General features: G+C 34.3%; 25 protein-coding genes. 7 read left to right on the top strand and 18 right to left on the bottom strand.

The features are described 5' to 3' along the window. Positions 1–291: 291 nt before the first annotated feature. From ACNO7W_RS12380 to ACNO7W_RS12350, 7 genes are all read left to right on the top strand, one after another. A complete protein-coding gene (locus tag ACNO7W_RS12380; RefSeq protein ID WP_417938377.1) occupies positions 292–1,416 on the top strand; it encodes a PQQ-dependent sugar dehydrogenase in 1,125 nt (374 codons plus the stop codon). A gap of 3 nt (positions 1,417–1,419) precedes the next feature. Beyond that, the gene (locus tag ACNO7W_RS12375) at positions 1,420–1,872 is read left to right on the top strand and encodes a c-type cytochrome (protein WP_143387053.1); all 453 of its coding nucleotides are present in this window, start codon (positions 1,420–1,422) and stop codon (positions 1,870–1,872) included. Between the two features lie 477 nt (positions 1,873–2,349). Beyond that, positions 2,350–3,375 (top strand): hypothetical protein, encoded by a 1,026-nt coding sequence (locus ACNO7W_RS12370; protein ID WP_417938376.1) that lies wholly within the window; start codon positions 2,350–2,352, stop codon positions 3,373–3,375. Between the two features lie 8 nt (positions 3,376–3,383). Beyond that, complete coding sequence (locus ACNO7W_RS12365; RefSeq protein ID WP_417938375.1) at positions 3,384–4,232, top strand: polysaccharide deacetylase family protein; 849 nt, start codon at positions 3,384–3,386, stop codon at positions 4,230–4,232. Positions 4,233–4,940: 708 nt separating this feature from the next. Continuing rightward, positions 4,941–6,377, top strand: coding sequence for a circularly permuted type 2 ATP-grasp protein (locus ACNO7W_RS12360; RefSeq protein ID WP_417938374.1), 1,437 nt, complete (start codon positions 4,941–4,943; stop codon positions 6,375–6,377). A gap of 44 nt (positions 6,378–6,421) precedes the next feature. After that, the gene (locus ACNO7W_RS12355) at positions 6,422–7,375 is read left to right on the top strand and encodes an alpha-E domain-containing protein (RefSeq protein WP_417938373.1); all 954 of its coding nucleotides are present in this window, start codon (positions 6,422–6,424) and stop codon (positions 7,373–7,375) included. A 6-nt stretch (positions 7,376–7,381) separates the two neighbouring features. Continuing rightward, complete coding sequence (locus tag ACNO7W_RS12350; protein ID WP_417938372.1) at positions 7,382–8,332, top strand: transglutaminase family protein; 951 nt, start codon at positions 7,382–7,384, stop codon at positions 8,330–8,332. 99 nt (positions 8,333–8,431) lie between these two features. Here the strand turns inward: ACNO7W_RS12350 and ACNO7W_RS12345 are convergent, their stop codons facing one another. From ACNO7W_RS12345 to ACNO7W_RS12260, 18 genes are all read right to left on the bottom strand, one after another. Further along, the gene (locus tag ACNO7W_RS12345; protein ID WP_143387047.1) at positions 8,432–9,742 is read right to left on the bottom strand and encodes a murein hydrolase activator EnvC family protein; all 1,311 of its coding nucleotides are present in this window, start codon (positions 9,740–9,742) and stop codon (positions 8,432–8,434) included. A gap of 24 nt (positions 9,743–9,766) precedes the next feature. Further along, complete coding sequence (locus tag ACNO7W_RS12340) at positions 9,767–10,540, bottom strand: DUF4292 domain-containing protein (protein WP_417938371.1); 774 nt, start codon at positions 10,538–10,540, stop codon at positions 9,767–9,769. Then, complete coding sequence (locus ACNO7W_RS12335) at positions 10,540–11,889, bottom strand: tetratricopeptide repeat protein (RefSeq protein WP_417938370.1); 1,350 nt, start codon at positions 11,887–11,889, stop codon at positions 10,540–10,542. The genes ACNO7W_RS12340 and ACNO7W_RS12335 overlap by 1 nt, the downstream gene beginning before the upstream one ends. Positions 11,890–11,944: 55 nt before the next feature. Continuing rightward, positions 11,945–12,955: a sugar phosphate nucleotidyltransferase gene (locus ACNO7W_RS12330; protein ID WP_417938368.1), complete on the bottom strand. Its 1,011-nt coding sequence runs from the start codon at positions 12,953–12,955 to the stop codon at positions 11,945–11,947. A 187-nt stretch (positions 12,956–13,142) separates the two neighbouring features. After that, positions 13,143–13,577, bottom strand: a complete 435-nt coding sequence (gene dut / locus ACNO7W_RS12325) for a dUTP diphosphatase (protein WP_143387043.1) — start codon at positions 13,575–13,577, stop codon at positions 13,143–13,145. Between the two features lie 174 nt (positions 13,578–13,751). Next, positions 13,752–14,219 (bottom strand): IS200/IS605 family transposase, encoded by a 468-nt coding sequence (tnpA, locus tag ACNO7W_RS12320; RefSeq protein WP_417938367.1) that lies wholly within the window; start codon positions 14,217–14,219, stop codon positions 13,752–13,754. Between the two features lie 389 nt (positions 14,220–14,608). Next, complete coding sequence (locus ACNO7W_RS12315) at positions 14,609–16,075, bottom strand: lipopolysaccharide biosynthesis protein (RefSeq protein ID WP_417938366.1); 1,467 nt, start codon at positions 16,073–16,075, stop codon at positions 14,609–14,611. A gap of 129 nt (positions 16,076–16,204) precedes the next feature. Continuing rightward, positions 16,205–16,690 (bottom strand): hypothetical protein, encoded by a 486-nt coding sequence (locus ACNO7W_RS12310; RefSeq protein WP_417938365.1) that lies wholly within the window; start codon positions 16,688–16,690, stop codon positions 16,205–16,207. Between the two features lie 11 nt (positions 16,691–16,701). Beyond that, on the bottom strand, positions 16,702–17,145 hold the full coding sequence (locus tag ACNO7W_RS12305) for a GNAT family N-acetyltransferase (RefSeq protein ID WP_417938364.1): 444 nt from the start codon (positions 17,143–17,145) through the stop codon (positions 16,702–16,704). 87 nt (positions 17,146–17,232) lie between these two features. Then, positions 17,233–18,093 (bottom strand): ATP synthase F1 subunit gamma, encoded by an 861-nt coding sequence (atpG, locus tag ACNO7W_RS12300; protein WP_417938363.1) that lies wholly within the window; start codon positions 18,091–18,093, stop codon positions 17,233–17,235. A gap of 90 nt (positions 18,094–18,183) precedes the next feature. Then, complete coding sequence (atpA, locus tag ACNO7W_RS12295; protein WP_035669021.1) at positions 18,184–19,761, bottom strand: F0F1 ATP synthase subunit alpha; 1,578 nt, start codon at positions 19,759–19,761, stop codon at positions 18,184–18,186. A gap of 38 nt (positions 19,762–19,799) precedes the next feature. After that, positions 19,800–20,333 carry an ATP synthase F1 subunit delta gene (atpH, locus tag ACNO7W_RS12290; protein WP_143387329.1) on the bottom strand — a complete coding sequence of 178 codons (534 nt, stop codon included), beginning with the start codon at positions 20,331–20,333 and terminating at the stop codon, positions 19,800–19,802. 5 nt (positions 20,334–20,338) lie between these two features. Continuing rightward, positions 20,339–20,839 (bottom strand): F0F1 ATP synthase subunit B, encoded by a 501-nt coding sequence (locus ACNO7W_RS12285; protein WP_143387328.1) that lies wholly within the window; start codon positions 20,837–20,839, stop codon positions 20,339–20,341. Between the two features lie 116 nt (positions 20,840–20,955). Beyond that, on the bottom strand, positions 20,956–21,147 hold the full coding sequence (gene atpE, locus ACNO7W_RS12280) for an ATP synthase F0 subunit C (RefSeq protein ID WP_073353856.1): 192 nt from the start codon (positions 21,145–21,147) through the stop codon (positions 20,956–20,958). 96 nt (positions 21,148–21,243) lie between these two features. Next, a complete protein-coding gene (gene atpB, locus ACNO7W_RS12275) occupies positions 21,244–22,374 on the bottom strand; it encodes a F0F1 ATP synthase subunit A (protein ID WP_417938362.1) in 1,131 nt (376 codons plus the stop codon). A 120-nt stretch (positions 22,375–22,494) separates the two neighbouring features. Continuing rightward, entirely contained in the window at positions 22,495–22,887 is a 393-nt protein-coding gene (locus ACNO7W_RS12270) for a hypothetical protein (RefSeq protein ID WP_417938361.1), read from the bottom strand. Between the two features lie 107 nt (positions 22,888–22,994). After that, complete coding sequence (locus ACNO7W_RS12265; RefSeq protein WP_143387325.1) at positions 22,995–23,222, bottom strand: AtpZ/AtpI family protein; 228 nt, start codon at positions 23,220–23,222, stop codon at positions 22,995–22,997. Further along, positions 23,191–23,598: a bactofilin family protein gene (locus ACNO7W_RS12260; protein ID WP_417938360.1), complete on the bottom strand. Its 408-nt coding sequence runs from the start codon at positions 23,596–23,598 to the stop codon at positions 23,191–23,193. Before ACNO7W_RS12260 ends, ACNO7W_RS12265 begins: the two co-directional genes overlap by 32 nt. Position 23,599: the final 1 nt, after the last annotated feature.

Raw genomic sequence — 23,599 nt, 5'->3', positions numbered from 1 at the left:
GATTCATCGGGGTATTTTTCAAAAAATTTACGCAGGTTCATAGCTAATCATTTATATGTTGGCACCTCAAATATACACTTTTTTTGTTATTGGTACGAGTAACGGATAGTCATATAAACTTAATATTTTAACCCTTGATTCGCATTACTCATTGAAACATCTAAAAAACTGCACTTAAATTATTCTAATCTGTTAATTCTAAGCAAATTTAAATACTTCCTACCCTTTTTAATTCCTCTTTTACTATCTTTAAAAAAGATTTCTATTCAAACAGGACTTAAAATTAAACTCATGAAAAAAATCACACTGGTTTCACTTTCGATTCTTTCTTCCATTTTTTTCAGTTGTGAAGCTCAAGTAAAACCAAACGATATTCCCATTCAAGAGGAAGTGAAAAACTACACTCTTGAAACAGTCGCTTCTGATATTGCGATACCATGGGGAATGACTTGGTTGCCTGATGGAACGATGCTGGTTACAGAAAAAAGCGGTATTCTTTATCAAATCAAAAATGGCACAAAAACCGAAATCAAAAATATTCCTAAAGTATATTCTCGTGGACAAGGTGGTTTATTAGACATTGCTTTACATCCCAACTATGCTAAAAATGGTTGGTTGTATATGACCTATGCCTCCAGTGAAGGTGAGGGTGAAGGCGGCAATACCAAACTCATTCGAGCAAAATTGCTGGACGGAAGTCTGACACAAATAGAGTCGCTTTATAAAGCGACTCCAAACACCACAAAAGGCCAACATTTTGGTTCCAGAATCGCATTTGATAGCGAAGGTTATTTGTACTTCTCGGTGGGGGAACGCGGCAACCATTTCGAAAATCCACAAGACATCAAACGCGATGGCGGAAAAATATACCGCTTGAATGATGACGGAAGTATTCCTAAAGACAACCCTTTTGTAGGTCAGGCTGGTGCGAAAGAGGCTATTTATACCTACGGAAACAGAAACCCTCAGGGAATGGCAAAACATCCCACAACAGGAGCTATTTGGACACATGAACACGGACCTCAAGGTGGGGATGAGATCAACATCATAAAAAAAGCAGCCAATTATGGATGGCCCGTAGTTACTTATGGCATCGATTATGACGGAACAACCATTAGCAAAGAAAAAGAAAAACCAGGTATTGAAAAACCTATTTACTATTGGCTACCCTCCATTGCACCATGCGGAATGACTTTTGTTACCAGCGACATTTATCCTGATTGGAAAGGCCACTTGCTTGTTGGGTCCTTAAAATTTCAATATCTTGAATTGGTAAAATTGAAAGGAAACGAAGTGATAGGACGACAAAAAATCGCCACAGACATTGGGCGTTTGCGTAATGTAGCACAAGGTCCGGACGGCTATATTCACATAGCTGTAGAAGGTAAAGGAATACTCAAAATTATACCTAATTAATCTATGTTGACCACTAAACTATTTTTGGGAGTTGGCCTATTTTTATTGGGAAATTTCTCATTTGAAAACCCATTTTATCAAGACAACTATATTGTTATAGCTAAAGCAAATAAAGACGCCTTTATTACGCAAAAAATCCAGACACCAGGAAAAGAAATTTATGCCGATTTTTGTATCCAATGCCATGGTGCGAATGGTAAAGGGGATGCTAAAAACTTCCCTCCTCTCGACGGCTCCGACTGGCTCACAAAAAAAAGAACCCAAAGCATCCATGCAGTTAAATTTGGACAAAGTGGCGAAATTATTGTCAATAAAGTTAAGTTCAATAATAGTATGCCTCCCATGGGACTTTCCGACAAAGAAGTAGCCGATGTGATGAATTACATCATGACTTCTTGGGGCAACAAACAAACCAAATTAGTTACCGAGAAAGAAGTGTCAGGAATTAAGAAGTAAAAATCAAATCGGAATTTGGCTTAGCCTAATAAAAATAAGGAGAAATCAATACTTCACGAAGTTCTATTAAAAAGTGTAAGTACATCCGCTTGACAAGTTTTTTTTGTAAAAAAAGACATTCAATCAATTAATCATCGAAATTCTAGCGACTCCCTTTTTAAAATCCGAATTATTTTGCCAATGGCTACTTGTCGGTATTAAAAAACCTACATCCCTCATCAAAGAAAAATTTTTATTTTAGAATGCTATTCCTTGTGAATTATTATAACGCAAATAGACAATCCAAATCTGTGAATTATATAAAAAATATCGCCTTAGAACGGCATTATAATTGAGTGATTGCTCTTAAAATACTTTATATTTGTATTCTAAAACATTTAGTTTATATTTTATAAAACAGCCATGTTAACTAAACAGAAACAAAGATTTTCTTTAAACTGGTGCATTCCATATCTTTAAAAACTATATTACCTACATATGAAAAAGCAAGCTTTAGTATTCCTTATACTTCCCCTATTATTTTATGTTTCCAGTTGTAATCGTGGCAAAGCAGCTGATGCTTTAAATGAGACAAAAAAAACGGAAACCATAAAGTCTGATTCCATAGAGAAAAAGGTAGCGCTTACAATTGACACTATCGATTATAATAAAAGAATGGTCGCATTAAGCAATAATGACACTACTGGCAGATGGCCGGTAAAAGCACCTTACCCGCTACCCGGAGCACTTTTACCCTACAACCGTATTATTGCCTATTATGGAAATTTATATTCCACAAGAATGGGGATTTTAGGCGAATTACCCCGAAAAGAAATGTTGGCAAAGCTACAAGGCGAAGTGGCCAAATGGCAGGCAGCTGACTCTACCGTTAAAGCAATTCCTGCTTTGCATTACATCGCTGTTACCGCTCAGGGCGCTCCGGGAAAAAACAACATGCACCGCATGCGCATGCCTTTTAAACAAATAGACACTATTCTAAGTTGGGCAAAACCTATTAATGCATTAGTGTTTTTGGATATTCAAGTAGGACACAGCACCGTTAAATCCGAAGTAGCTGAACTAGAAAAATACCTTTCCATGCCAAATGTTCATTTAGGAATTGATCCTGAATTTTCGATGAAAAACGGAGAACGTCCGGGTTCCAAAATTGGGCATTTTACTGCCGCTGATATTAATGACGCCATTGACATTTTGGCAAACATCGTGCGCAAAAACAAACTGACTCCAAAAGTATTGGTGGTACACCGTTTTACGCAAGGAATGGTAAAAAATTACAAAGAAATTAAAACCGTACCCGAAGTTCAAATCGTAATGGACATGGATGGTTTTGGAAGTAAGGTATTAAAAAAAGATTCTTACATGAGTTATATCTATAGAGAACCGGTACAGTTCGCCGGCTTTAAATTATTTTATAAAAATGATAATAAAAACGATTGGAAAATGTATAGTCCGGAAGAATTAGTTAAATTCACTCCAAAACCCATCTACATTCAATACCAATAATTCATTCTATGAAGAATCTTCTTTTTTTAGTTTTCGTTGGTTTTTTTCTATTATTGGGCTGTCAATCAGAGCCTCGTAAAATAACGAAGGAAATCCCCATTATTACTGCTCCCGTGAAAATAGCAGCACCAAAAAAAGTAATGGCTGACGCTGCGACCATCCTTTCGAAAAAAGAAGTGCCTATATTATGTTATCATAGCATTCAGAATTTTAGTGCCAATGCAAGTGAAATGAAGAAAACGTACACTGTGACTCCAGCCAATTTTGCCGAGCAAATGAAAGCACTGTCAGACGAAGGGTATCAGACTATTTTACCGAATCAATTGTACGAATATTTAGTTCACGATGCGCCATTACCTGCTAAACCCATAATGATCACATTTGATGATACGCGTGAAGAGCAATTCAGTATAGGCGCTGCCGAAATGAAAAAATACGGTTTCAAAGGTGTGTTTTTTATCATGACCGTTTCTATTAACCGTCCTAATTATTTGTCAAAAGAACAAATTAAAAACCTGTCTGATAGCGGACATGTTGTAGCAGCTCATACTTGGGATCACCATATGGTAACTAAATATGCAGGAGATGATTGGAATACGCAATTGGTAAAACCAAAAGCAAAACTAGAAGACATTATTGGAAAACCAGTGACGGATTTTGCATATCCGTTTGGTTTATGGAATACGGCGGCAATCCCTGAAATAAAAAAGAGCGATTATAAAATGGCATTTATCTTGTCTACCAAAAGAGATTCTATAGATCCATTATACACCATCAGACGTATTATTGTGGCCGGCCAATGGTCTACTCCAAGTGTAATGAAAGCTGTAAAATCTTCTTTTAATGAAAATCCATAAAATAGTATTTGTTTAAAAAATACTAGCTAATCTCAATTATTAAATCAACTTAATAATTGAGATTTTTTTTGGTTCGAAAAAAAGAAAAACTACCCATTTAAAATATAAAATTGAGATTATTAGTTCCCAAAACAAATCGAACCTTTTTTCATTATTAATTTTACACCCCCTTTTTTAAATCCTATTTTGGATTGTTTATTAAAACTATCAACTTATATCATTTTACTTTTGATTTTACTGGAATAAAATAATCCGTCTCTTCGAGTGATTTTTAATAGTAATGCGACAGCTTTACTATTGAAAATTGTATCGAGAAGCATTTTGAATCAGATGGTTCTCGATACAATTTTTAAAGTATTACACTTATTCATTTCATCAACATTTGCAAGACTTTAAAAATCACTCGAACTGACGAGTACAATTACATTGACTTATCACAGTAAATTTAAAGATGAAATGGTGTTAAATACTCCTTTATTAACAGGGGTATTCTAATTAAAAAAATATTTTTCACTGCGAAATCACAAAAAACAACATTGTAAAAAATAAGAATTGTCAAAAAACAATTGTCAAAAAAAGAATGCTGTAAAAATTATTAAATAGTCACTTAATCCTTATTTACATAAAAATTAAATTGGTATTTTAGCTTTAAAGGTGCGTTTTTTACAATAAAATGTCATAAAGTTTAACTTTTTAACAATATGAATTATGATGAAAGGGATACCTAATTTAAATCAAAATGGTTGGGACGAAATGTTTTCTAATGAAGGAGTTCGGGAATCTTACCGTCAAGTATTACAAACATTGCAAAGCTTAAATCACGAAAAACTAAACGATAAACACAGACAGGCTTCTGATTTTTTTATGAATCAAGGAATCACTTTTACCGTTTATAGTGACGATAATCAAGGCATTGAAAGGATTTTTCCTTTTGATATCATTCCAAGAATCATTACCCAACAAGACTGGAACGAAGTAGAAACCGGAATAAAACAAAGGCTAAAAGCACTCAATTTATTCTTGGAAGACATCTATAACGAACAGCATATCATCAAAGACGGTATAATTCCAGGAGCATTAATTGCCTCTTGTCCTCATTACATCCAAGAAGTTCACGGAATTAAAGTGCCACACAACATTCATGTTCACATTGCAGGAATAGATTTAATTCGGGGAGCAAAAGGAGAATTCTATGTCCTCGAAGACAATTTGCGTTGCCCAAGTGGCGTGAGTTACATGCTCGAAAACAGGGAAATAACCAAACGTATTTTTCCGGAAATGCTCACCTCTAATCATGTGAGTATGGTCAGTAATTATCCGATGATTTTTCATAATATATTAGTTTCACTTTCTCCAAGAAATATCGCTAACCCCAATGTAGTCTTGTTAACTCCAGGAGTTTATAATTCGGCGTATTATGAACATACTTTTTTAGCCCGACAAATGGGAATCCCTTTGGTAGAAGGAAGGGATTTAGTGGTGAACAACAATAAAGTTTATATGAAAACCACTTCAGGGCTTCATCAGGTAGATGTTATTTACAGACGCTTGGATGACGAATATCTTGACCCTTTAGTTTTTAAACCAGATAGTACGCTGGGCGTTCCAGGACTTATTAGCGCTTACAAACAAGGAAATGTCGCTTTGGTAAATGCAGTTGGAAACGGTGTCGCCGATGACAAAGCGGTATATGCTTATGTCCCGGACATGATAAAATATTACATGAACGAAGAGCCAATTCTCAAAAATGTTCCTACATACAGAATGGAAAATCTGGACGAAAGAGAAATGGTTTTTGCTAATATGGAAAACATGGTTATCAAGGAAACCAATCAGAGTGGTGGCTATGGAATGATTATGGGAAATAAAGCCACTCAACAGGAATTAGAAAACGCAAAAATTGCCATTGTTGATAATCCCCGTAATTTCATTGCACAACCCATCATTCAGCTGAGTACAGTTCCTTGTCTTATCGACGGTGAACTAAAACTACGTCATGTCGATTTAAGACCGTATGCTTTGTGTGGTCCTAATGGCGTAAAAATAGTTCCTGGAGGACTAACCCGAGTCGCGCTTACCAAAGGCTCATTAGTTGTTAATTCTTCCCAAGGAGGAGGAAGTAAAGATACTTGGATAGTAAAATAAATTAAAGGTCTAATAATGCTATACCTTTTTAAAAAACAAACAGAATGAAAGTAAATATGCTAAGCCGAGTTGCAGATGGAATGTTTTGGCTCAACCGATATATGGAAAGAACAGATGGAATGTTACTTACCCTAAACACCTTTTATATCTTGTCTTTTGATAAAGAAACGAATGATTCTCAAGGTTATAAACCGTTATTGGAATACTACACTGATTTGCCAACGGAACAAATAAATCAAGTAAAATACGATACAAATTTCGTTCTAAAGTATATCATTTGTGATAGTCCTAACCATAATTCGGTTAAAAATCTTGTTATCAAAGCACGAGAAAATGCAAGAGGTTCCCAAGATAAAATTACAAAAGAACTTTGGGAACACATCAATTCTTTGTATCACTTCATGAATTCACCCGACTTGCCAAAAAAATTAGAAACGTCTGATGCGAGTACTATTATCTCAAAACTCAATAAAGATTTTTTGCTGTACAATGGAATTCTTCAGGTTACAATGCCCAGAGGATTGGGTTGGTGTTTTTCCAGTATTGGTAAACATATAGAAAGATGTCTGCAAACTATTTCTCTAACCCAAGCTTACTACGCTCCTATTCAGTATAATCTCGATGGAAATGGAGATTTATTATATTGGAGAAGATTATTACTTTCTCTTTCAGGCTACGAATTGTATTTAAAAAGTTACAGTAATATCCCGCACAATCGCAAAGTGGTGCAGCAAGTTGTCTTCAATAGAGATTTTGCCCATTCCGTGATTTATACTTTAGAATTAATAGACACCTATTTGAACAACTTGTTTAAAGATAACAATCTGAGCGAAGCAAGAACATTGCACAATCAATTTGGAAGACTTAAAAGTTCTGTTGAATTTACAGATTATCATCATCTTACCAACCAAGAATTAGAAGACGTACTTAACAATACCAGAACGCAATTGATACAGTTTTCAACAGATTTTTCTAAATTATTTTTCTCTTATACGTAATAAAAAATGGCAATTTTCAAAATAGTTCACATCACAAAATACCAATACAATTGGTCCATAAAAGAAAGTATAAATGAGATTCGTTTATTCCCACACCATTTTGACAACCAGGATGTTCTTCAGTACCAACTTTTAATAACAAACAATCCTGAAGTAGAAATTTCTCAGGATTACTTCGGTAATCGAGTGGGAAACTTTAATACATTGGAAGCTCATACTGAAATGACTATTGAATCAAGAATGTTAGTTCGTGTCAATCATTCGCTCAAAATCCCGGAAATAGATTATACCACAGTAAAGGATTTGGTAAAAGAAAAAAGCATTCCTTTACTGCGACTTTGTTACCCAGAAACCATTAAAAAACAAAATGAAATTAATACAATTCTGGACGAAATAAACTGTATCGACAAACCCATCATAGAAATTGCGCAACAATGCAATCAATACATTTTTACAAATTTCACGTACACCAAAGGAATCACTAATATCGAAACCACAGTCGACGAGATTTTAGAGATTAGAAAAGGAGTTTGTCAAGACTTTGCGCATGTCCTATTACAACTCTTACGTACGGCCGGAATTCCGTCGCGATATGTGAGTGGATACATTTGCCCGAACGAAAGCGGACTCAGAGGTGAAGGTGCCACACACGCTTGGGTAGAAATTTACACTCCAAAACAAGGCTGGCTGGGTTTAGATCCTACTAATAATATCTGGACGATGGACAATCATGTGAAACTTTCAGTAGGTCGTAATTTCTATGATTGCACTCCGGTAAAAGGAACTTTTAAAGGACTTTCCAGACAAACGCTTTCTGTATGCGTTTCGATAGGCTATGAGGATGGAAGACACTTTGAAGATATAAACGATGTACAACTCGAAGAAGTTTCTATAGAACTTCAAGAACAATTAGACTACATTGAGCTGCTTCAACAGCAGCGGCAACAGCAACAATAATTAAGTTCTTCAATACTAAAAAAGCGAATCAAAAAGTAATATTTTGATTCGCTTTTTTAGCTAAATATATAACCTCAATCTATTTCGATTCATCAAATCTTACATATTATACAACCAACTTTGAGGATTGTTATACGTAGTGTTTTGAAGAATTAAAAATTTAATTATGGTTCTGCCTTCACTATTGGTTCTTACTCTTCCAAGGCTTTGTTTTATACTTACTTTATCTCCTTTGCTTACAGAAACAGAGCTTAAATTCTGATAAACCGTGAAGAAATCTCCATGTTGTACCATTACTGCTTTATTTATTGGAGATAAAACAATTACACTTGCCACTTCACCACCAAAAACGGCTCTTGCACTTGATCCTTGGTCTGTAGTGATTTCCACCCCACTATTATGAATAACTAATGTTTTATACACTGGATGCGCCTGATCTCCATATCCTAATGACACAAATCCTTTTTCTACCGGCCATGGTAATTTACCTCTATTGGCTCTAAAATTATCTGCAATTAATTTTGTCTCAGCTGTAAGTTCTATTTTCGAAGATGATACTGAAGAAGAAGATACAATTGCCTTAGCACGGGTTTTTAGTTCCGATTTCGATTCTGTTTTTGATTCAGCTTTAGATTCCGCTTTTGCTCTTTCCATTGCCCTTTCCATTGCTGCTTTTCTATTGGCCTCTGCAATTGCTTCGCGTATTAATCTATTGATTTGTCTATCAATTTGTCTGGCCTCCTGTTGTCTTTTCTTGATTTCAGCAAGAATTTTGTTTTTATCTTTCTTAATGGATTTTACTAATTTTTCCTGCTCTTGTCGCTCTTTTTCTAATGACAAACGCTCTTTTTCATTTTCAGCAATGAGTTTTTGCTTGGCCTTTTTTTGCACATCCAATTTTCCGTTATATACAATAAGCTCACCCGTTTTAGATTTGATTTCCTCACCTTGCATCTTTCTGTAATTCGTGTACTGTTTCATGTACTGTGCTCTTTTATAGGCCTGCAAAAAATTCTCAGACGATAATAAAAACATTGCTCTACTTTCCTCAGAACGGCTTTTGTACGATTTCACAATCATCTCAGCATAATCTGCCTTTAGTATTTCCAGTTCTTTTTTAAGTTTATTGATTTTTACTTGATTAATGTACATGTCATTCCCCAAAAGCTTCTTTTGCCTTTCAGTAGTGTTAATCAGTTTTTCTTTAAGCTTTATCTTATTGCTTTGTATAACGATTACATTTACAGCCGTTTTTTCTTTTTTCTTTACGGTTTGTAACAGCTTTTCATTTTCGCGAATTTCTTTTTGAATCTGGGCTTTTCGTTCTTCTAATTTTTCTTGTTGAGATGTTTGACTCCACAGTAGTGAAGTCATGCTTATAAAAATTAGGCTTAGGAGAAATTTTGGCATCTTAAAAAAATATTTTTTGCAAATTTACTTAATTATAATTCTTTTGTACCCATTTGGAACACTATAAGGAAAAGAAAGTTCTTCATTGAACGTTATGGTGTTGTAATCTAAATTAATTTCTGTTTTACCTTTCTTTTGAAACGTATTTATGAAAACATTTGAAGGCAATGTGGCTTCATTGTACACCTTGTTATCTGAATAAGCCACCTGAATCATTCTGTCTTCAGCAGTTTGTTTTATTTCCTGTCTTTTGACCAAAAATTTCTCCGCATCAAAAAAGAACGATTTTTTCGTATTGTTATTCGAAACATCATCCAATCTATAGGTCTGTTCCACTAATGATTCCGTATATTTTCCTTTATTCAAATCATCTATTGCATCGCCCAATAACATATTTTGAATTTTATTAAAATCTAAATCAGTTCCCAGCCATTGGCTCAATCCGCTGAAATCCCCTTCAAAATAACTGCCATTTATTTTTTCATAATAGTTTACTGCAGTTGGCGTAATCAATGCTTTTGCCATAGTAATTCCCAAAAACCGAATACTAATCAAAATCTGTTGGTCTTTCTTAATTTTTATTTCGGCGGTAACATTTTGGGTTTGTTTGTCATCCGCATATCTTGCGTTGGACTTAATATATAATGTAGAAAAATTGTTTTTATTGTTGTAATGATTTTCTATTATTTTATCAGCGGTCAAATAGGTCGATTTCACACTTGCTTCAGCTACAATGGCTTTCGATTTACACGAAGCCATAAAGACTGCAAGTACTAGTAGTATTGAAAATTTTTTCATTATTTTTTTTGTTTTAATAATTCGTTGGCTTTGGAGAAATACACTTCTTTTTTCTTGAAATCTCCCAAACCGTTATATGCTTCTCCAAGCTGGATATTGAAATTTGTTTCTAATGTTATGTCGTCAACCAAATAATCCAATCCCATTTCCAGAATTGCTGCCGCTTTTTTATACTGTCGCAACTGATTGTTTGCCAAACCCGAATAATAATAAAACTGCGGTTGCGTAGGAAATGTTTCAATCATTGTCATGGCTTTTTTGGCAACCAAATCAAACTGTTTTACTTCGGTATACGCTTGAAGCAAAAGCAAATTCGTTTCGATATCTTCGCCTGAACTATTCTTTAATGCTTGTTCATAAAACGTAATGGCTTTGTCCCATTGCTTTTTACTGTTATAATATTTACCAATTTCTTTGGCTACATTAATTGCTGCATCAGTATCAAAATAGGCAATTGCTTTTTCTAAATCAGAGGAATATTGAGGGTTTCTATCCACAAAAATCAAAAACTCATTCAGCATTCTATGTTTTATCTTTGAATCTATTTTGGCACTGGCCAAAGAAATATTCATCGCATTTATAGCTTTTGGCGCCTCATTATTCTCCAAATAAACTTTGAATAAACTCACTTGTGCCCATTCAGAAGTTGGAATTGCAGCCGCTAACTTTTTTGTTACTTCAAAAGCCTTTTCAGCTTCATTATTCTTAGAGTACAAATTAATTAGCGCAATATAATTAGATTCTTCCTTTGGGTTTTTATCGATTTGTGTTATTAAATTGGATTCTTCAACATTTTGAAACTTCCCCTCCGATAAAATCTGCATTTTGTATAATTCCCTTCTTTCAGTTTTTCCAAAAGTATCATTCAATTCATTGATGAGATTAAGCGCTTTATCAAATTGCCTGGTGCCCATATAAAGAGACGTTAAATCCTCTTTGTACTTTTCATCAAATGGTATTAATTTATTAATGGCAATTAGGGCCTGATTATAATTGCTGGTTTCATAACTCACATCATACATCCCCACCCAAAACCATCTGTTTTTTGGATCAATTTGTGTGGCGTGTTCAAATGAATTATAGGCATTTTCATAATCCTTTAATGCCAAATAGTTTTTCCCTAATTCGAAAAACACTGTGGCATTATTCGGCTGCAACTTTACACATTTTTCCAAAGCCTTAATGGCTTTGTCATAGTTTTCGATTCCTTTTTGAAGCAACGATTCATAAAAAAACTCCTGAAACTGATCAATATCCTGCTTAATTTCTTCCGGCTCAGTTTGCGCCAATAGCAAAGTTGAATTGCATTGCAAAACCAAAAATAGAATTATGAAAACTCTTTTTTTCATTGTAATTTAAATACCTACACCGTTTTGAAAACGGTGCAGGAATTGAATGACTTATTTATTCCAACACAGAATAATCTCCAATACTTATACTTGTAAAGTTACCGTCAAAACTGGCATGATTCCCTATCATGGCATTATCCAGATTCGCATTTTTTATATGAGAATGTGTTTGAACCAAACTATTTTTTATGGTACTGTTTGAAACATGACACCCATTTCCTAATGACACATTAGGACCAACAGTTGCATTTATCAAAACCACATCTTCTCCAATATAACATGGCGGAATGATGGTTGAATTTTCTAACTTAACATCAAAGTCTACTAAATGTATTCCATCGTTGTGCAAGAACCCTAACATTCTGGAATTCGTTTCCACGGTAACGTCTTTGTTTCCACAATCCATCCACTCGTCTACTTTACCGGGAACAAATACCATGCCTTTTGCCATCATTTGCTTTATTCCATCGTTAATTTGATATTCTCCACCGTGAATAATATTATTATCCAATACTAATTGAAGTTCGTTTTTTAAAACGGCAACATCTTTAAAATAGTAAATTCCGATAACGGCAAGGTCCGAAACAAATGCCGCAGGTTTCTCCACCAGTTCGACTATTTCATTCGCTTCGTTTAAGTTTATCACACCAAAAGCTTCTGGTTGATCTACTTGTTTTACCCAAATAACACTGTCCGCATTTTGATCTAAATCGAAATCGGCACGAATTAAAGTATCGGCATAAGCAATAACAGCTGGTCCGCTCAAAGAATCTTTGGCACACATAATGGCATGACCTGTTCCAAGCGCCTCGTTTTGATAGTAAATTGTCCCTTTGGCACCTAAATTTTGAGCGATTGCGATTAAATCTTCTTCCACTTTTGCTCCAAAACTTTCATGAATAATAAAGGCAATTTCTTCAATATGTTGATTTAAAACACCCGCAATATCTTCTACCAAGCGGTGCACAATAGGTTTTCCGGCAATAGGAATTAATGGTTTAGGAATGGTTAATGTGTGTGGTCTTAATCTGGAACCTCGCCCAGCCATTGGTACAATTATTTTCATTTGTTATTTTTTTTAACCGCAAAGTTTGCAGCGTTTTCTGCAAAGTTCACGAAGGTTTTCTTATATTATTTGGCCACAGATTAAACGGATTAAACCGATTTCCACGGATTTTTTATTTGAAATTTGTTGCAAAATATCATCTCGTTTAGCAACTGCGACTGAACACTAAAATACTGAACACTGACTACTACTTCACTCCCGTACTTCCAAAACCGCCTTCGCCTCTTGAAGTTTCGGTTAATTCCTGAACTTCTATCCACTCCGCACGTTCGTGTTGTGCGATGATAAGTTGTGCGATGCGTTCTCCGTTTTCGACCACAAAAGCTTCATTGGATAAATTTACTAAAATCACTCCTATTTCACCACGATAATCAGCATCAACTGTTCCGGGAGAATTGAGAACTGTTATTCCTTTTTTGGCAGCCAAACCACTTCTTGGGCGCACTTGTGCTTCGTACCCTATTGGTAATTCTATGAAAAGTCCTGTTTTTACGATGGCTCTTTCCAATGGTTTTAGGGTTATTGATTCCGTTAAATTTGCTCTTAAATCCATTCCTGCCGAAGCTATGGTTTCATAGTTTGGCAAAGCATGTTGCGATTTGTTGATAATTTTTATGTTCATTTTTTTATTTTATATTATTTTACTTTCTGATCCCGAAGGGATTTCATGTTTATAGAAAACATCATTTCCCGAGATTGTACGACCCCTTCGGGGTCGAACCCATGTGACGCGTTTGTTTCTATAAACATTTGACCCCGTTGGGGTCTCTGGTATGGTATCTTTTTACACAAAAAATTATTCATCCTCAATCCATTCAAACAAATATTCATCTTTGAATTCTATTTCAAATTTTTTCAACATCTTTAAATATTCTTCCTTGAAAGTTTTCACATGATGATGTTGCTTTTGGTTCATAATATAGGCAATGACATTGTCTAATGCAGAATGACTATATGAAAATGCTCCGTAGCCTTCTTGCCAACTAAAAGTTCTAGAACAAAATTTCTTATCATTTATAAATTCATTTGAAGATTTTTTCACTTCTCTAACTAAATCAGATAAGCAACACGAAGGTTTCATTCCTATAAATATATGGATGTGATCCGGCATTCCATTTATAGCTAACATTTTTTGTCCTTTATTTTGAACAATACCTGTTATGTACTTATATAGTTCCTCTTCCCAACTATTGTTAATTAAAGACTGTCTGCCTTTTACCGAAAAAACTATCTGTATATAAATTTGAGAAAATGTACCCGACATAACTTTAATTGTTTTTTTCGATCTCCTATAATTTTTTTTTAGCTTCCTAAATGGTATCATCATCGCTGGCTCAAGCGGGACATTACCTTCTATAATAAATATTGGTTTTCAAGAAGATTTTTTTATATATAATTCAGTTTTAGTCAATATGTTTTGTTGTTTGTATGCGCAGTTTCATAGTTTGGCAAATCGTGCTGTGATTAATTGATACTGTTTATCGTCATTGTTGTTGTTTTTTAGCCGTGATGAAAGTGAAAAGCCTTTACTTTAAAATTGTATTTTTTCTTGGGCAAAAAGAGCGACCAAAGGAAGCTCCTTTTTGGACTTAGAAAAAACCAATTTTAAAGTAAAGCTTGTAACGTACAGCGCGATTAGCTCCTAATTAAATTCTAATTGTTTTTTCGGTTCAAAATTCGGGTTAACATTTCTTTTTCGTTGTAATATATGAAATACATAAATGCGAGTAATAGTGAAATTCCAACAAAATAGTTTTCTCTGAAACCATAGAATGAAATGGCCGAAAATCCTATTGATAGGGAAAGGTATCCTCCTATTTTCTTGGCATCGTACGGTATTGGGTAGTATTTATTTCCTAAATAATAAGAGATAAACATCATGCTTCCATACGCTGCTATGGTAGCGATTGCCGATCCATAATAACTCATGGTTGGGATGAGCATATAGTTTAACACCAATGTTATTATGGCGCCAACAATGGAGATATAGGCTCCTATATATGTTTTGTCGATGAGTTTGTACCAAACGGAAAGATTCGTGTAAATTCCAAGGAAAAAATTGGCTAGAACAATCAACGGAACGACTTTCATGGCTTCCCAATAGGAGGTATCCCTAATCATAAAGTATTTTAAAATATCGGCAAAAACGATTACCGCCAATAAAATAAAGGACCCAAAAATGACAAAATATTTGGTCACTGTAGCATACGTTTGAGGTGCGTCCTTGTTTGCAGCATGGCTAAAAAAGAAAGGTTCTATTCCTAAGGTGTATGCAGTTCTATACAAAACCATGAATAACCCTAATTTATAACAGGCGGAATACACTCCAACTTCGGCTTCAGCGATATTTGCCGGTAATAATCTCCCTAATAAAATTTTGTCGAACTGTTCGTTGATGGCAAATGCGATTCCAGCGACCATTATGGGTAATCCGTAACGCATCATTCGCTTCCAAAGTGCGAAATCAAACTTCCATTTTAACAAAATATAATCTGGTGACAGGATTACAAATGTCAACAAACTGGCAATGATGTTGGCTAAAAAGATATACCCAATCTGGAAATTTTCAATGTATAAAGAACCTAAAAATCCATTTGGATGGGATTCGGCAATTTTGGGCAAAAAGAGCAAAAAGAAAACACTTAAAGAAAGATTAATTACAACATTTCCAATTTTGATTGCGGCATAAACCATTGGTTTTTGGTAAGCTCTCAATTTTGAAAACGGAATAATTACCAAAGCGTCCAACACTAAAATCCAAATCGTATACGTAATATATTGCGCGTCTATTCCAGACCATTGTGCCAATGTGTTTCGGAATAAAAGTGCAACAAACAGAAAACAAATTGAGGTCCAAAAAATCGAAACCATTGTAGTTTCTACAACTGATTTCTTGTTGGTTTCATTATTGTAAAACCTAAAAAAAGCGGTTTCCATTCCGTAGGCAAGAATAACATTGAAAAAAATCATCCAAGCGAAAATTATAGAAACTTTTCCATATTCGGCTTTTGGCAGTAAATCAGTATAAAGTGGAACTAGTAAAAAACTGAACATTCTCGGTAGAACCGTTGCCAGTCCGTAAATTGCTGTTTGTTTGAAAAGACTTTTATATAATCCCAAAATGGTTTGTCTGTTTATATTTATAAAAACAAAAATAACTAATTCTTTGGTTTAATCCCGTGAAGATAATATTTGTTTTCTTGGAACATGGAATACTCATGATAGAAAAATCTTCATTCTTGATTACTACTATTTCATCGATGGATGGGTAATTGTTGGCTTTTCTTTGGGATTGCTTATTTTGAAAAATTGGGTTTCATTGTTTTTCGTGTATTCTAATACCGCTTCGTTGGGTTTTAAATCGAATTTAGGTTTTATTATAACTGGTGCTTTATTCCCATATTCTTTTAAGGAATCACTATCCAAGATTAAATCTGGAATTCTGTTTTTTGGAGGAAAATGTGCAACAAAAGTATTTTTGGTAACTTCTTCAAAATTCGTTTCCTGATTTCTGAAATAGATTTTATCTAATTTAATTTCCTTAGAAAGAGGCTTTTTGAATTCAATATAAAAATCAGTTGCGCTTCCGGTTTCTTCCTGTCCACCAATCCATTTCTGAAAATAAACTGATTTTATTTCTTGTGGAAATTCCGTTTGAAATTCTTGTTTCATGGCACAAAAAGTAAAGCTAATTGCAATTATAAAGAAGAAAATTATTTTTTTATACGGTTTCATCTTTTTGAGGCTTAACTTAATCCTTCTTCGTTTAAAATTTTAAGAAAATGAAATCCTTTTGGAACATATCCTTGGTTGTAATAAAAACGATGCGCGGTAAAATTTCCCGTAAAAGCATCGAGAACAATCATAGTACAACCCGTTTCTTTTGCTTTTGCATCTATATAATCCGTCATCATTTTGCCTAAACCTTTAGAGCGATGTTCGGGATGAACGATAAAATTGTCAATCTCGATGTATTTTCCCGACCAAAGTTTTGTTCCCGACCAAAATCCTGAAACAGCCACACAAATTTCATTTTCAAAAACGGCTACTTGCTTGTAATTGTGTGGAATCATCTCGACCAAATGCGATTCATATTTTTCTAAAGTAAATGTGGGATATAAAAATCGCATCACTTCAATGTTGCTAAGCATTTCATCTAACGTGGTCAGTTCCTTAATTTCTAATTGCATTCTTCCTATTGTGTTTTAAACTATAAAATTAAACAAAAAAAGAGCCAACATCTGTTGGCTCTTAATATATTTTGAATCAATAATTTATTATCCATTCAATGCTTCGGCACCACCAACAATCTCTAAGATCTCATTAGTAATAGAAGCTTGACGTGCTTTATTATAAGTCAATTTCAATTGATTTCTCAATTCCGTTGCGTTATCAGTTGCTTTGTGCATGGCAGTCATACGCGCTCCGTGCTCTGAAGCAAATGAATCACGAATTCCTTTATACAATTGTGTTTTCAATGATTTTGGAATCAAAGTCAACACGATTTCTTCTTTTGAAGGTTCAAAAATATAATCTCCAGCTGAAACTGTAAGATCTGATTTTATAGGTGCTAATGGCAAAAATTGTTCTGTTTGAACGATTTGTGTCGCAGCATTTTTAAATTGGTTGTAAATCAACTCAATTTTATCATATTCACCAGAAACGAATTTCTCCGTTAATATATCAGAAATCTTAGCAACATTATCAAAAGTCAATGCATCAAAAATAGCACTTTGATTATCCACAATCGAAAGTGATTTGCTCAAAACATCATTTCCTTTTTTACCAATAGCAAAAATATCAACTTGTTTTCCTGCATAAAACTCAGAACGGCTTTTAGCTTCTTTGATAACATTCGTATTAAATGCACCACACAAACCTCTATTTGAAGTTATGGCTACAACTAAAACTTTCTTTATCTCACGTTGTGTTGTAAATTCCCCACCTGCATCACCTTCAAGTGTAGCAGAAAGATTTTGCAATAATTCCGTTAATTTTTCGGCATAAGGGCGCATTGCTGTGATTGCATCTTGTGCTTTCTTTAGCTTTGCTGCAGAAACCATTTTCATTGCCGATGTAATTTGCATCGTAGATGAAACGGAAGTAATTCTATTACGGATTTCCTTTAAATTTGCCATTTTTTTTAAATAGTATATTGTAAAAAATTGTAAAATGTATAATGTAAAAAGCGTCTTTCGATACCATTTACATTATACAATATACATTTCTTAGTTATATTTTGCTGATAATTCTTTTGCTACAGTTTCGATTACATCAGTAATTTCGTCTGTTAATTTTCCTGCTTTCAAAGCATCAAGAGTAGCTCTGTGTTTATTGTTTAAGAATTCCAAGAAATCTTTCTCAAATTCTCTCACTTTATTTACAGGAACATTTCTCAATAAATTTTTAGAACCAGCATAGATAATCGCAACTTGATCTTCAACAGTATAAGGATCATTCAAACCTTGTTTCAAGATCTCAACGTTTCTTTTTCCTTTTTCAATTACGTTTAAAGTAACTGCATCTAAATCAGAACCAAATTTAGCAAACGCTTCCAATTCACGGAATTGTGCTTGATCCAGTTTCAAAGTACCTGCTACTTTTTTCATTGATTTAATTTGTGCATTTCCTCCAACACGAGATACAGAAATTCCTACGTTAATCGCAGGACGAACCCCTGAGTTAAACAAATCTCCATCAAGGAAAATTTGACCATCTGTAATCGAAATTACGTTTGTTGGGATATATGCAGAAACGTCACCAGCTTGAGTTTCAATGATTGGCAAAGCAGTCAATGAACCACCACCTTTTACAATTGATTTCAATGAATCCGGTAAATCGTTCATGTCTTTAGCAATTCCATCATCTGCAATTACTTTACAAGCACGTTCTAATAATCTACTGTGAAGGTAGAAAACGTCTCCAGGATATGCCTCACGTCCCGGTGGTCTTCTTAATAAAAGAGAAACCTCACGATAAGCAACAGCTTGTTTAGATAAATCATCATAAACAATTAAAGCCGGGCGACCTGAATCTCTAAAATATTCTCCAATTGCAGCACCTGCGAAAGGAGCATAAACTTGCATTGGAGCTGGATCAGAAGCATTAGCAGCAACAATAATGGTGTAAGCCATTGCGCCTTTTTCTTCTAACATTTTAGCAATTCCAGCTACAGTTGACGCTTTTTGTCCAATTGCAACATATATACAAAATACAGGTTTTCCTGCATCGTAAAATTCTTTTTGATTTAAGATGGTATCGATACAAACAGTTGATTTACCTGTTTGACGGTCACCAATAACTAGCTCACGTTGTCCACGACCAACTGGAATCATAGCATCTACTGCTTTTATTCCTGTTTGTAATGGCTCAGTAACCGGTTGACGGAAGATAACTCCAGGAGCTTTTCTTTCCAAAGGCATTTCGTATAAATCTCCACCAATTGGTCCTTTTCCATCAATTGGAAAACCAAGAGTGTTTACTACACGACCTACCATTTGTTCTCCTACTTTAAGAGAAGCAATACGTTGTGTTCTTTTTGCAGTTGAGCCTTCTTTGATTCCTGTTGATGGCCCTAAAAGTACCACACCTACATTATCTTCTTCAAGATTCAAAACAATAGCTTCTAAACCATTGTCAAATTCAACTAACTCTCCATATTGAACATTAGAAAGCCCGTAAACACGAGCAATACCATCTCCAACTTGAAGTACTGTTCCTACTTCTTCCAGTGTAGCACCAGATTCAAAACCTTCTACTTGCTTTCTTAATATTGCTGAAATTTCAGCAGGTTTGATTTCCGCCATCTTAATTTATAATTTAGACACTTAAATGTGTAATAAAACTAATTACTTAACTCTCTTTTTAATACTTGTAATCTGTTGGCTACTGAAGCGTTATACTGCTTGTCTCCTATTCTTAGAATAAATCCTCCAATGATTGAAGCATCTACTATATTTTCTATTGTGATTTTTTTATCTGAAAGGGTTGCAATTTTCGCTAAAACTTTAGCTTCTAATGCTGCATCCATAGGAATAGCTGTAGTTACCTTTGCTACCTCAATGCCATTCATCTCGTCAAACAATTTGTTGTATTCTAAAGCAATAGCTTCAAGAATTTCGAATCTTTTGTTTTCGAACAACAAATGGAAAAGTCCTTTTGTTACCCCATTCGCATCTGCAAAAACTTCCAATAGTGCACTTTCTTTCACTTCAACTTTAATGGTAGGATTTCCAATAAAAGTGTTCAATTCCTTATTTCCATTGATTGTTGAAGCAATTAAAGTCATATCGCTGCTCACCTCATTGTCCACTCCAATGGAGTTTGCTAAGTCTAGAATTGCCTTTGCATAACGAATTGCTGCTCTTGTACTTGCCATAATTGTTAGTTTATCTTTACGTCACCTAACATTTTCTCAACTAATTTAGTTTGAGCTTCTTTGTTAGATAATTCGTCTTTCAATATTTTTTCTGCGATACTCAATGACAAAGTGGAAACCTGTAATTTCAATTCGGCCATAGCTGCATTTTTTTCACTTTCAATTGCTGCTTTCGCTTGCTCGATCATTTTCAGACCTTGAGCCTGCGCTTCGTTTTTAGCATCAGCAACCATTTTCTCTTTCATTTCACGAGCGTCTTTAAGCATGTTGTCACGCTCTAATCTTGCTTCTTGTAAAATGCGTTGGTTATCCGCTTGCAAATTTTGCATTTCTTTTCTAGCGTTCTCAGCTGAAAGCAATGCGTTTTTAATTCCTTCTTCTCTTTCATTAACTGCATCAAGAATAGGTTTCCATGCGAATTTTTTTAACAAGAATATCAATCCAACAAATATTACTATCTGCCAAATAAACAAACCAAACGAAAAATCATTTATTAACTTATCCATTATATCTAATTATAAATTTTAAAGTATGAATTGCTTTTAATCGCAATTTTTAATGTTTTAATTTTAAAAACAACAGTCACAACCAACCGTTGTAACTGTTGCTTTTTGTGTTTTAATTAAGATGCGAATAACGCAGCGAAACCAATACCTTCAATAAGTGCAGCTGCAATAAGCATAGCTGTTTGGATTTTTCCAGAAGCTTCTGGTTGACGAGCAATAGCGTCCATTGCTGAACCACCAATTCTACCAATACCTAAACCTGCTCCAATAACAATCAATCCTGCTCCTACAATAGTTGGAATTTCCATAATATATAAATTAAAAATTAAACATTCTTGTTTGAAAGCTATACGCTTTAGGCAGTAAGCCCGTATGCTAAATAGCCTTGTGCATATAGCATATGCCTAATGCGATTCTTCGTGATGATGCTCTTCGTTTCCTGCTCCAAAATAAAGTGCAGATAACATTGTGAAAATATACGCTTGTAAAAACGCCACTAATATTTCAAGGATAGAAAGCGCAAATGCCAATCCAAAAGATAGCGTACTTCCAATCCAGCTTTTAAAGATAAACATTAAACCGATAATACTCATTAAAACTACGTGCCCAGCCAAAATGTTAGCATACAAACGTATCATTAATGAAAATGGTTTGATTATGGTTCCCAGTAACTCTATTGGAGCCAAAATAAATTTCATTGGAGTTGGCACACCTGGCATCCAGAAAATGTGTCCCCAATAATTTTTATTAGCTGTGAAAGTTGTAATTAAATACGTCAACAAGGCCAGCGAAGCTGTAATAGCAATATTCCCTGTTACGTTAAATCCTAGCGGAGTTAATCCTAATATGTTTAAAAAGAAAATAAAGAAAAATATAGTCAATAAATAACTCATGTATTTTTTATATCCTTTTTCTCCAATGTTTGGAATTGCGATTTCATCTCTTACATAAAGAACAAGCGGTTCAAAGAAACGACCTGCTCCTGAAGCAATACCTCCATTTTTAGCATACGATTTTGCTAAGCCTGTAAACAATACAAACATTAAGATTGCTATTCCTAAAATACCTATTACACTTTTTGTAATAGATAAATCTAGTGGAGTTGCATTTGTTGGGTGACCGTGCTCTTCTGTTAAAGCTCCATCCGCCTCCGTTTTGTATATTTTTTCGTGGTGCAATACATAATAATTACCATTATGTTCTGCAACTTCTTCACCATGATGAAATTTTGAAGAAGAAAATACTTGTAAACCATTATCCCAAAGAATAATTGGTAATGAAAAACCATAATGCTCTCCTGTTTCTTCATTTACAGAAAATGTAAAATCATGAGCATCCAAAAGGTGATGATTGATAAATTCCTTAATTTTAGATTTTACATCTGTTGGTTCAGCATGAGCCTCTTCTGTCACTTCATGAGCAGCTTCCGTTTTTACTTTCACAGAACCCTCTTCAGGATTTGCAAAACTAATTAGAGGAAGACACGCTACTAAAGCTACTAATATAAATCTAAGTGGTTTGTTTGAAATCACCATAACAGTTAATTATCTTAATTTATTACGTTTCTGAAATTTGGTGCAAAGGTACATTTTTTATTAATATTCAAAAGAATATAAAAAATTATTTTTGGAACATTTGACACATAAATGACATATTCATTGCTTTTCATTTAATATGCGTATCGTTAATATCGTTTCAATTGCTAAAAAGAGAATAAACATTACAAAAAAATTCTTTTTCTCTATCGCAATGTTTTGAGTTGAAACCTGTAATAATGGTCTTAAAATCAAATAACAAAAAACCATTTTAATGCTTGTTCCCAGAAGAAATGACATTCCAACATTATCAAAACTGCGTTCTTTGACTTTCAACAAAACAATAAAGACTATTGTTGATAAACCTAAAAAAAGTAAATAGAGCGTTTCTATCGAATAATAAAAAGCTTGGTCATTTATATGTAAAACATAAAAAACAATTTTATGAAGGAGGTAAGCTAATCCAGCCAATAACAGTAAGCTTAGAAGCGGTTTGGAATTTTGTAAATTCATTGGGTTTGTTTTTTGTCGCAAAGGCACTACGGCGCAAAGTTATTTTGATTTGTAACAAAATCACAATGTTTTATAGTTGGTTCTTAATGACTTTGTCTTTTGGAAAATTACTGCTTTTTGTTGATTTCGTTTACTTGTCTTATTACATTATACAAAGCCAATGCAACACCAACCATCACTAAAATTTTATTGTAATACACTTTTGGATGGGGATGATTTTCGTCTAACCAGTCTCCCAGATAGGAAAACAGAAAGATGATTGCCCCCATTTGAATCGGGATATTAATCAGGGCCAGCCACTTACTAGCTTGTTTTTTGTTGGGTTTGTTCTCCATCGTTTGGCATTAGATTTTTTATATTGGTCTTCATTGCACAAGAAGCACTAAATTCAGCACCGGGTTCCACAGACAATTTCCCTACTGAAACTTCGCCTTGAATACTTGCTTTGGATTTTACATTCAAGATTTCAGTTACATGAATTTTACCATTGAACTTCCCTTCTATATCGGCATTTTTGCAAACTATATCACCGGTAACGCTTCCCGCAGGTCCAATAACAATTTTACCACTGGATTGAAAATTGCCTATTAATTCCCCATCCAATCTAAAATCGGCCTGAGAAATAATATCCCCTTTTATAATGGTTCCCTCTACTATTCTATTGGTTTTACCCAAAAGATCAGTATATGATTTTGGCTTTTTATCAAACATG

Source organism: Flavobacterium sp. ZB4R12, assembly GCF_048276375.1.
Classification (GTDB): Bacteria; Bacteroidota; Bacteroidia; order Flavobacteriales; family Flavobacteriaceae; genus Flavobacterium; species Flavobacterium gawalongense.
The sequence above is the reverse complement of the archived record's forward strand: the minus strand, read 5'-3'. Positions and strand labels throughout refer to the sequence as shown.